11 protein-coding genes are annotated in these 10081 nt (G+C 37.2%); 3 read left to right on the top strand and 8 right to left on the bottom strand.

Annotation, left to right across the window (positions count from 1 at the left end; translation table 11 throughout):
* The first annotated feature begins 173 nt into the window (after positions 1-173).
* Positions 174-1190 (top strand): DUF1646 family protein, encoded by a 1017-nt coding sequence (locus tag V7164_RS20030; RefSeq protein ID WP_335345888.1) that lies wholly within the window; start codon positions 174-176, stop codon positions 1188-1190.
* Positions 1191-1237: 47 nt separating this feature from the next.
* Here V7164_RS20030 and V7164_RS20025 read toward each other — a convergent pair whose 3' ends face one another.
* Together V7164_RS20025 and V7164_RS20020 are read right to left on the bottom strand one after the other, a co-directional pair.
* On the bottom strand, positions 1238-2401 hold the full coding sequence (locus tag V7164_RS20025) for a cation:proton antiporter (protein WP_335345885.1): 1164 nt from the start codon (positions 2399-2401) through the stop codon (positions 1238-1240).
* 247 nt (positions 2402-2648) lie between these two features.
* Positions 2649-3857, bottom strand: a complete 1209-nt coding sequence (locus V7164_RS20020; protein WP_335345887.1) for an MFS transporter — start codon at positions 3855-3857, stop codon at positions 2649-2651.
* Positions 3858-4056: 199 nt separating this feature from the next.
* On the opposite strand from V7164_RS20020, the gene V7164_RS20015 reads away from it, so the two are divergent.
* Positions 4057-4941 carry a LysR family transcriptional regulator gene (locus V7164_RS20015; RefSeq protein ID WP_335345884.1) on the top strand — a complete coding sequence of 295 codons (885 nt, stop codon included), beginning with the start codon at positions 4057-4059 and terminating at the stop codon, positions 4939-4941.
* 51 nt (positions 4942-4992) lie between these two features.
* Here the strand turns inward: V7164_RS20015 and V7164_RS20010 are convergent, their stop codons facing one another.
* The 5 genes from V7164_RS20010 to V7164_RS19990 all read right to left on the bottom strand — a co-directional run bounded on the left by V7164_RS20010 (position 4993) and on the right by V7164_RS19990 (position 9006).
* Positions 4993-5802 (bottom strand): protein phosphatase 2C domain-containing protein, encoded by an 810-nt coding sequence (locus V7164_RS20010; protein ID WP_335345883.1) that lies wholly within the window; start codon positions 5800-5802, stop codon positions 4993-4995.
* Positions 5795-6250: an HIT family protein gene (locus V7164_RS20005; RefSeq protein ID WP_335345882.1), complete on the bottom strand. Its 456-nt coding sequence runs from the start codon at positions 6248-6250 to the stop codon at positions 5795-5797. Before V7164_RS20005 ends, V7164_RS20010 begins: the two co-directional genes overlap by 8 nt.
* A gap of 26 nt (positions 6251-6276) precedes the next feature.
* Complete coding sequence (locus V7164_RS20000; RefSeq protein ID WP_335345881.1) at positions 6277-6714, bottom strand: GNAT family N-acetyltransferase; 438 nt, start codon at positions 6712-6714, stop codon at positions 6277-6279.
* Positions 6715-6780: 66 nt separating this feature from the next.
* Complete coding sequence (locus V7164_RS19995) at positions 6781-8400, bottom strand: ABC1 kinase family protein (protein WP_335355038.1); 1620 nt, start codon at positions 8398-8400, stop codon at positions 6781-6783.
* 222 nt (positions 8401-8622) lie between these two features.
* Positions 8623-9006, bottom strand: a complete 384-nt coding sequence (locus V7164_RS19990; protein ID WP_335355037.1) for a hotdog fold thioesterase — start codon at positions 9004-9006, stop codon at positions 8623-8625.
* Between the two features lie 124 nt (positions 9007-9130).
* Here V7164_RS19990 and V7164_RS19985 point away from each other — a divergent pair, with 124 nt between their 5' ends.
* A complete protein-coding gene (locus tag V7164_RS19985; RefSeq protein ID WP_335345878.1) occupies positions 9131-9517 on the top strand; it encodes a hypothetical protein in 387 nt (128 codons plus the stop codon).
* Positions 9518-9593: 76 nt separating this feature from the next.
* Here the strand turns inward: V7164_RS19985 and V7164_RS19980 are convergent, their stop codons facing one another.
* Positions 9594-9860 carry a hypothetical protein gene (locus tag V7164_RS19980; protein ID WP_335345877.1) on the bottom strand — a complete coding sequence of 89 codons (267 nt, stop codon included), beginning with the start codon at positions 9858-9860 and terminating at the stop codon, positions 9594-9596.
* Between the last annotated feature and the right edge of the window lie 221 nt (positions 9861-10081).

Raw genomic sequence — 10081 nt, 5'->3', positions numbered from 1 at the left:
ATATAATTATTACATGACCAAAAATAGAAAATTAAAAAACTATACAGAAAAAACTGATATTCATGTTATAATATAAACTGTTAACTGCCATAGGTGAAATTTTCTGGATATTCACAGATGTTTCGTAAGTCCGTTAAGACGGAAATATTACTAGAAAAGGACTGACAAATAGAATGATAGTTGGACTAACAATTGTTTTAATATTAGTATTATTTCTGCCATTCACAGTAAAAAAGGTAGAACATAATCTAGAAGCCTTTTTATTTATTATGGGTTTAGCCGCAGCAACGATCAGCCAGGTGCTAAATGGAGAATTATTTATTAAGGCTCTTGAAGATCCAATCCATATTACTCTTGCTGTACTTATAGCTGGTTTAATATTTAGATGGTGCCAAAGTCCAATCGAAAAAGGGATTCTTGGATTAAGCAATATGATGCCGTTTCGCTTATTTTTAGCATTAGTTACAATCGTTCTTGGATTAATTTCTAGTGTGATTACTGCAATTATTGCCGCGATCGTGCTAGTCGTTATCGTAAGCGTTATTCGCCTTGACCGAAAATCAGAGGTACGTCTCGTTGTTCTAGCCTGTTTCTCAATTGGTCTTGGTGCTGCTCTTACTCCAATTGGAGAACCGCTTTCTACGATTGCTATCAGCAAATTAAATGAGGAATTTTTCTATTTATTTAAGCTTATTGGCGCCGATGTCATTATCGCTGTAATCATTTTTGGAATTCTATCAGCTGTTTTAATTAACCCTCAAAAGGGGAAAGATGGATTAACGGCATCCCTTGAAAAGGAAAGCTATAAAGAAATTATTATTCGTGCAGTTAAAATCTACCTTTTTGTAATGGGACTTACTTTCCTAGGTGCAGGATTCGAACCTTTCATTGAAAAATATTTACTAGGAATGAGCCCTTATGTTCTATATTGGATCAATATGATCTCAGCTATTTTGGATAATGCAACACTTGCTGCGGCAGAAATTAGCCCTGCAATGGACGAGCCAACCATTAGAGCCATTTTACTTGGATTGATGATCAGCGGCGGTATGCTTATTCCCGGAAACATTCCGAACATTATCTCTGCAGGGAAATTGAATATTACGAGTAAGGAATGGGCAAGATTTGGTGTTCCACTTGGTTTAATTACGATGGTCGCTTATTTTATTGTCATTCTAATATTTGGTTAAGAACAAGCAAAGGGACAGATGCTATAGAGCATTCGTCCCTTTTTTCTTTATACACTCTTCCTAATATTAATACTCATCTCTGCCTCAGAATCTTTAAAAAACCATTTCATCATCGGCGGCGTCACAATGGTTGTAACAAGAATAACAACAATCATTACAGCAAACAAATCTTTGTCTATTAAATTGGATTCAATTCCTAAAGCGGCGATAATAAGTGCCACTTCTCCCCGCGAAATCATTGCGGATCCGATTCCCATTGAACTATTCCAACCAAAGCCAGCAAACTTGGCACCTAAACCGGCACCGATAAATTTCGTTAATATCGCTAAAACACTCAATAGGATAATGATCCATAAGGAATCAATAACCCCTGAAAACTCTGAAGAAATTCCAATAAACGTGAAGAATACCGGGACAAAGACAGCCGAACTAATTGTTTCTACCTTCTCAAAAATTTCATGCTTAAAGCCTGTTACACTAATAGCTATACCTGCCATATAAGAGCCGATAATAGCCGCAACCCCTGTGATTTCAGCAGCATAAGCAAACACAAAACAAATAATTAATCCAGCTGCAATTATAGGTTCAGAGACTTTCAGTTTGGAGAATATTCTTAAAACGTAAGGTACAGCCTTCCATGCTACTAGCAGAGCTCCTGCAAAAAAGAGAACTTTCTTTAAAATGACAGTACTTAAACTAACATCTCCACCTGCGAAGCTCATTAAGAATGCTAACGCAATCATCACAACGACATCATCAATGACAGCTGCCCCTAAAATGGTAGTACCCTCTCGAGTTTTTAATTGATTCATCTCCCTTAATGCCACAACAGAGATGCTTACACTAGTTGCTGAAAGCATTAATCCTAAGAACATAGATTGGAAGGATGAAAGGTCCATCATTAAACCTGCTAAATACCCGAAGAAAAGCGGAAAAATAATTCCACCAAAGCCAACAAAGGTTGATGCTTTCCCAGAACGCTTGAATTCATTAAGGTCTGTCTCCAACCCTGCAATAAACATTAACAAGATAACTCCAAGCTGACTAAACGCTGCTAAGGTATCTGTCGCAGTTACTAAGCCAAAGACAGATGGTCCTAGTAAAATCCCAACAATAATTTCTCCCAAGACTGAAGGCTGCCCTAATCTCACACTTATACTTCCTGCAAGCTTTGCTGCAAATAAAATGATCGCTAATTGTAAGATAATCAATCTTTCTCCCCCTTATTTTATTATTGTAATACAAAAAGAGCCTGCTACCAAAGGACATAGTTATCCCTTGGTGACAGACTCCTCCAAGTAATTCAATATTTGATTAATTACATTCTATCATATGTTTAACAGTATTAAAACCCCGTTAATATTGCTAATCAATCATTCACCTTTTTCAAAATCAATTAACGCCTCTCACCGGCTTGGTTAGCTAGCATCCAATTCCTTTTCTACAAACAAGGAACAATTAGGCTACTGTAGAAACTTTCTTCGAATTCTGTACAATTTTTGAAACCAACACCCAAAGTACTAAACTAATCATGAGGAAGCCAACAGTCATACTAACGACTCCTCCCCAGCCGAGTTTTGACCAAAATAACCCTCCGAGTGTTCCTCCTACACTTGAACCAGCATAGTAAAGAAATAAATATAAGGAAGAGGCTTGTGCTTTGCTTTGTATAGCACGTTGGCCGACCCAGCTGCTAGCAATCGCATGACTTCCAAAGAAACCGTAAGTAAATAAGCCAAGACCGATTATTTTTATATATAAATGAAAATTCAAAGTCAAAAGGACACCGATCAAAGCAATGAATAGACTGATGAATAATATTTTTTGCTTACCATGGCGTTCTACTAATTTTCCTGTCCAGACAGAGCTAAACATTCCAATGATCATAATTAAAAATAGCCAGCTTACAAATGTTTGACTTAGCGAATAAGGCTTTTCGAGAAAAATGTAAGTTATATAATTGAACAACGCTACATTACTCCCTAAAAGTAAAAATCCCATGACAAATAAACAAACTAAAGCTGGATCTTTCAGATGGTCAATTAATGATTTACCTAACTTTCCAATTTCTAATTGACGGGCTTTAAAATTTCGCGAAGGTGGTAAGCTATTCCAAAAAATCAGAGTAGCGGCTAAACTTAAGAACCCAATTCCCCCTATAGCTATTTGCCAACCAAAATAGTCGCTCAACGTACCTGTGAAAACTCTGCCAAAAACACCACCAATTGCATTGCCACATATATATAGACCCATAGCCGCTCCAAGACTCTTCGGTTCTATTTCTTCTCCAAGATAAGCCATGGCAATGGAGGGCAGACCTGCCAATAAAATTCCTTCAATCGTTCGGAACCCCAGCAGAAAATGAAAATTAGGACTGAATGCTGTGAGAATACAAACGACAGAAGCGGCAAGCATGGAAATGACCATGATCGGCTTGCGTCCCCATACTTCTGATAATGAACCAATAATCAGCATGCTAATAGCAAGCGCCATTGTAGTTATGGAAAGTGATAAGCTTGCTGTTGTTGGATTAATATTGAATTCCTTTGTAAATTCTGGCATTAAAGGCTGTACACAGTAAAGAATGGAAAATGTACTAAAACCAGCAGCAAAGAAAGCAAAACTGGTTTTGCGAAAGAGTGTCGTACCTTGTTGAATGTAACTCATCATACAATCGCCCAATTCGCGTGACTTCCAAATTGATGCATAAATCAATCATCCCTTAAAAAATTTCGTTTTAATAAGCCTCTTTGCGAGCTTCCTATTTTTATAGTACCACCGATTTTATATGTTGTATAATTCATTATATCGATGAATTTAATGCATATATGTAATAAGAAATTCAATTGGAAAGTGGTGTTATAAGATGGAATGGCAGCAGTTTGAATACTTTCAAACACTGGCACGAATGCAGCATGTGACGCACGCTGCAGAAGCTCTCTCCATTTCCCAGTCAGCCCTTAGCCGTTCGATTGCCCGATTTGAGGATGAAATAGGAGTGCCTTTATTTGAACGTCAGGGACGTTCTATTCGATTAAATAAATACGGTCAAATTTTTTTAAAGCATGTGGATAGCATGATGAAAGAATTCAATGAAGGTAAACAAGAAATTAAAGAATTACTTGATCCAGATAAGGGAGAAGTGTCTCTTGGGTTTCTGCACACTTTGAGTACAAGTCATATACCTGATTTACTCGCTTCTTTTCGTGCCTACTATCCAAAAATTAACTTTCGACTCGGACAAGGTCCCTCCCATAATCTTATTGATCAATTGCAATTAGGGGATATGGATCTTTGTCTAATTGCTCCAATGGGAATTAAATCACCAATTGTATGGCGGCAGCTTTGGAATGAGGAACTGTTTGTTATTGTCCCGAAAGACCACAAATACGCTAATCGTAAAAACATTACGTTAGAAGAAATTGCAGATGAATCTTTTATTCATTTAAAAGAAGGGTTCTCCCTTCGTATCACCATAGAGCAATTGTTTAAAAAAGTGGGAGTTGCACCTAAGATTATATTTGAAGGAGCGGAAGCAGATACTGTTGCGGGGCTTGTCGCAGCTGGACTGGGAATTTCAATACTACCGAATTTAAAAGGGACAGACCAAAGTAAAATATCACAAATACCTATCAAAGGTCCAAAGTGCCAACGGACAATTGGAATTGCGTGGGTAGAGGGAAGATATTTATCACCTGCAACTGAAAAATTCAAACAATTTGTTTTGGACCATTCCTCCGAATTAGAATAGGAATGGTCTGATTATTTATCGATGTTATCATTGATTTTTCGTAAATTTCTATCACTGGCTAGGAAGGCTGCCATTTGATGCAATTTGTACAAACCAGGAAATGATCGTTGTGCTGTCACGAACTTTTTTACCTCTAATTTCCTCCAGCAGTTGCTTTACACTTTCATCATTTGAGCGAGTCTCAAATGGTTTAAAAATTTCTTTAGGTTTTTCAAAATTAGTATTTGGACATTCTATCAGTCCATCAGTTGTTAAAAACAAATGATTTTTTCCTTTTCTTAGTTCCTTTCTTCCTTCACTAAAGCATGGAACAGGCAAATCGAAAGTATTAACTCGTCCAACCCATTCATAGAAGCTCCTATGATTTTGCTGAAATTCGTTCAGAGCTGATAATTCTGGGTGAAAAAGATAGAGTGCACAATCGCCAATTGATAGCCACCAAAGAAACTTGCCTTTTCTCATAACAAACAGACAAGCTGTTTCTCCTTGAATATTTTGACAAGCCTCTTTGAACCATTGGCTTTTGAAAGTGGTTAATATTAGTTTACTTAAACTATCAAAGGATTCGTTAATTGAAAGGGATAAAATGTCCTTTATGGCATGTTTCTGAGCTTCAAAAGTGGAAATGACTAATTCTGCACTTTCCGCCGTTTGGTGAGCGTCCAAAAGGATAACAAATTCCCAATCCATTTTTTCATCCACCCAAATAACACAGCCATCTTCATTCTTATACTGGCCCGCTGTCTTATTTCCGCCAAAACGCCCTAAAACAACATGCTTAATCCTATGAATATTTATTTTGTCAACAAAACTTTCTTTGCTCCCTACCCAACTATATTCATATACACCGGCCTTACTCATAGGGGTTCATTTCAAGAAAAGTTTTTAATCTATTGCAAACTTCAATAACTTCACTATTGTCGCCCATACGAGCATTTGGGGAATCATATACTGCAAACGGCCCCCAGTATTCCTCAGGAGTATTAGGATAACGGGCGACAAGATGCATATGCAAATGTGGAACGGCATTACCAGAAACAACAGCATAAATATGCTCAGCTTTTTCAGTTTCTTTAAGTGCTTTACTCACTCTCGCCATTATCATGCCAAATGCTTTTGCTTCTTCGGGATTCATTTCTGCTAGAGTAGGGACATGTCTCTTTAAATCTACCATAAGATGTCCTAAATAATTGGGCTTCCCATTACTATCAATATGTCCAACATATACATACTCGTCCTCGTAAATTAACACCCCGGATGTTTGCAGCTCTCCCTTATGTTTTTTACAAATAAAACAATTTGCATTCATATAGACCTCTCCCTAAAGGTTAAATTTTATATGGAATAAAAGTAAAAATAAGTAGTTTCCTTTGTAAAACCCACTTTCTCATAAAGCTTTTGTGCTCCTAAATTATCTGCAGCAGTCTCAAGGAGAACTCCTTTAGCCTCTGTATCCTTGGCAAATTCGATAGCTTTCTTCATTAATTTCTCGCCAAAGCCTTTCCCTCGTACACTTTCTTTTACATATAGATCGTTCAAAATCCAAATACGTTTCATGCCGACCGATGAAAAGGATGGATATAATTGAATAAAACCAACAGCATTTTCACCTTCAAGCGCGATAAAAATAACGGAATCTTCACTAGTTAATCTGCCTTGAATGAAATCCCTTGCTCCTTCGATGTCAGATTTCTGTTTATAAAATATCCTGTATAAATCAAAAAGCTCAGTTACAGATTCTAGGTCATTTAATGTTGCTTTTACTATTTTCATCTATTCATTTCTCCCATCCGAAGATTTATTTTGGATCATTTAACATATCATTCATTTCTGTCAGTCCTATCTTCGCTTTTCTGGCATGTATTTCATCCATTTTTTTAGCTTATAGCTGCAAATACAATAACAAACACTAGAGATGGCTGATATGCCAATCGATAATTGAAAAATAATGGGTTGAGAGGTATAAGCACCAGCTGCGATCCCGATAAGACCCAGCAGTGTTAATTGGAACAGCTGCTTTTTATAATTTTCAAAAATAGTAAACTGAAATTGTCTTCTTTGTTCCACTTCCTTTATGCGCTCAAAGGTTTGCGGAGCTTTAAGAAACTCTGAAGCGGAATGCAAGACCTTAAATAAAGGCTGTGACTGAATCCACATCCAGACAAACGACCATTTATTATTCTCCTTTTTATTTAACCAATCAAAAAATACCGGTTTTGCTAAATCAATTAGCTCCTCTTGTGGTGCTAATTCTTGTAGAATTCCTTCAATCGTTACGAAAGAACGTCCTAGAAAAACAAATCTTGTTGGAACCTGAATGGGGAGTGCCTGAATCATATCATTCATTTCTATTTTTAAGGCAATCATATCCATATCTTTTAAATCTGAGAGTTGAAAAGACATAGTTTCCGCTAATAGCTTTTCTAGCGTCTTTGAATCTCCCTCATCATGGAAAAAACCTAAATGAATCAAGCTTTCCACGGCTTTAGTATAATTTTTAGAAAGAAAGCTTTTAATTAAATCTTGGAAATATTCAGCATCCATTTTCGAGATTTCCCCTACCATACCAAAATCTAGTAATATTATTTTTCCTTCCTTTGAAACTAGGACATTACCTGGATGTGGGTCAGCATGGAACATTCCTGGTTCAAGCCATTGGGGTAGAAACACTTTGATTAGCCGCTTGGCCAATTCGTTCTTGCCTACTACTAACTGCTCTAGCCCATCTCGATCTGTAAGTCTTATACCATGTATCCACTCCATCACCAAGACCCTTGAAGTACTTAGCTCTGAGAAAACAGAAGGGATTTGTACTGCATCCACATCTTTAAATCTCTCTTTAAAAGAAAGCAAAACCTCCCGCTCTTTTGAGTAATCAAGTTCCCGTTCAATCACTTGTTTAAGCTCCTGAAATAAGACTTTAAAATTGATAAAGCCTTTTGGAATAGGAACAAAGTGATCAGCAAACCAGATAATAATGCGTAATATACGAAAGTCCGTTTGGATGATCGATTGGATATTGGGGCGCTTCACTTTGATGGCAACCTCTGTCCCATCCTTCAGAACACCTTTATATACTTCTCCAATCGAAGCTGACGCAATAGCTTCCTTTTTAATTGAAAGTAAGTGCTGATCGATGGGACTTTTCCATTCCGTTTCAAGGATTTGTTGAATTACATCCCAGCTAGAAGAAGGAACCTTATCAGTAAGGTCTTGTATTTGGAGAATAAATGCTTCTGGCAGTAAATCTGTACGAATACTTAATATCTGTCCAATTTTGATTAGTAACCCTTCTAATTCAAAAAGCGTCTTTCGAAACCTTTCTCCTATTTTCCTCCAAAGATTTTTCCATTCCTCTTCAGGCTTTTTTCGGATTTTATACCAATAAATTTGGACGAAGATTACGAATGCCATTGATAATACTTTTGACGTTCGCAACATCTTATTCCTTTTGTTCATTTCGAATCCTCTCGTTTCATTCCACCACTCTTAGATTGCAATAACACTTATTCCTTAAGGGTATCCTATTTTTTTCATAATTCCCTTTATCATTCTATTTCCTATTATCATCTTTTTATTACCTCAGTCATTTTCAAATTTAATCTGTTAATTGCTGGTATGTTGTTTTTCTACTAAAAAGGGCTGAATTTCAACCTATTTCGAATTCAGCCCTATCCATTCCTATTTTCTCTTTATAACAGCCATTGTACACCTTGACACACAGACTAGCTTCTCCTCTTCATCAACAATTTTAATATCCCAAACCATTGTCGTTCTTCCCTGATGAAGAACGGTTGCAATGGCAGTAACCTTTCCATCCCGCTTTGCTCTTATATGGTTGGCGTTTATTTCAAGCCCCGCAACCGATTCTGTTTCATGATCGACCAGTTCGTAAGCGCCAATGCTTGCTACAGTTTCTGCAAGAGCGACAGAGGCTCCGCCATGCAGTACACCAAATGGCTGTCTTGTTCGTTCATCAACAGGCATTGTCGCAACAACCTTGCCTTTTTCAAGTGATATGATTTCCATCCCTAGAGCTTCAATCAATGTATTTTTCAGATTCAATTCAATTCTCCCCTTTACGCCTTTTACAATAATATAACAGAGTTTTCCATCTATTAATACTTGTGGAAACACAGGAAAAGCTTTCTTCGCATATATAGGATAAAAAGAAAGGGGGCCATTTGGAATGACTCCCCATTTTACTTATGGACAAATTTTTTTTTGTACTTCACCTTATCAATTTCCCTATTACCCTCTCCAAGGTATGCCCAATCGGCAATATCCGACTGTAGACCCGGGGACCTTCATGAGTTCTGCAAAGGATATGGAGAATATTATGAGAGATGTCAGCCTATTATTAACAAAGATGGCTTCTTCCAGAACCTTTTCATTTCAATTAATGAGTGCGGCACAAGCATCACAGCAGGACAAGGTTAGTACAATGATTAAATCAACCGGAATCAAACATATCCCTAAAGTTAGGTATACACCAGATGGGTTGGTTTTAGACTTCGAATCCATCAATCAAATTCAGAAATGCTGCAGTTTATCATTAAAGTTAAGATGGAAATAGATTTCCATTTTTTTACGAAAATAAAAGGAAAAAGCTCTCTGTAAAGAGAGAGCTTTTTCCTATGTGAAAATTACTTTTAATAATAAGGGAAGCCTGCTTGGAACGGTGGTGCATATGGACCATATCCACCATATGCACCATATCCAAAGCCATATGGTGAATATGGCGGAAATGGTGCTCCATAAAACGGTCGATTAGCAAGGAGAGCTGCCGTTCCAAATCCAGCTATCCCACCTCCAATTAACCCACCTAGAAGACCTCCAGCAAATGGGGCGCCAAATAACAAACCAAGGAACCGTTCGTCTCCTCTATAATAACTTGGTCTTCCTCTCAGGTAATACATTTTGGGTAACCTCCTAATATTTTTGCCTACACTACTTCATATGCATTTTAAGCAGTTTTTGAGTGGGCTTTCTATTAGGTTATAGAAAAAACGAAAAGAGTAAGACTACTATTTTTAACCTTGAAAAGTGACTTGAGCTGGTATTTAATATCACTTCTGATGACCATTCAGGCTGATTTTTCACTTGAACGGGAATCAAACCCTATTCTGGTGACCACGGG

This window comes from Bacillus sp. JJ1474, from assembly GCF_036965225.1.
Classification (GTDB): Bacteria; Bacillota; Bacilli; order Bacillales; family Cytobacillaceae; genus Cytobacillus.
The sequence above is the reverse complement of the archived record's forward strand: the minus strand, read 5'-3'. Positions and strand labels throughout refer to the sequence as shown.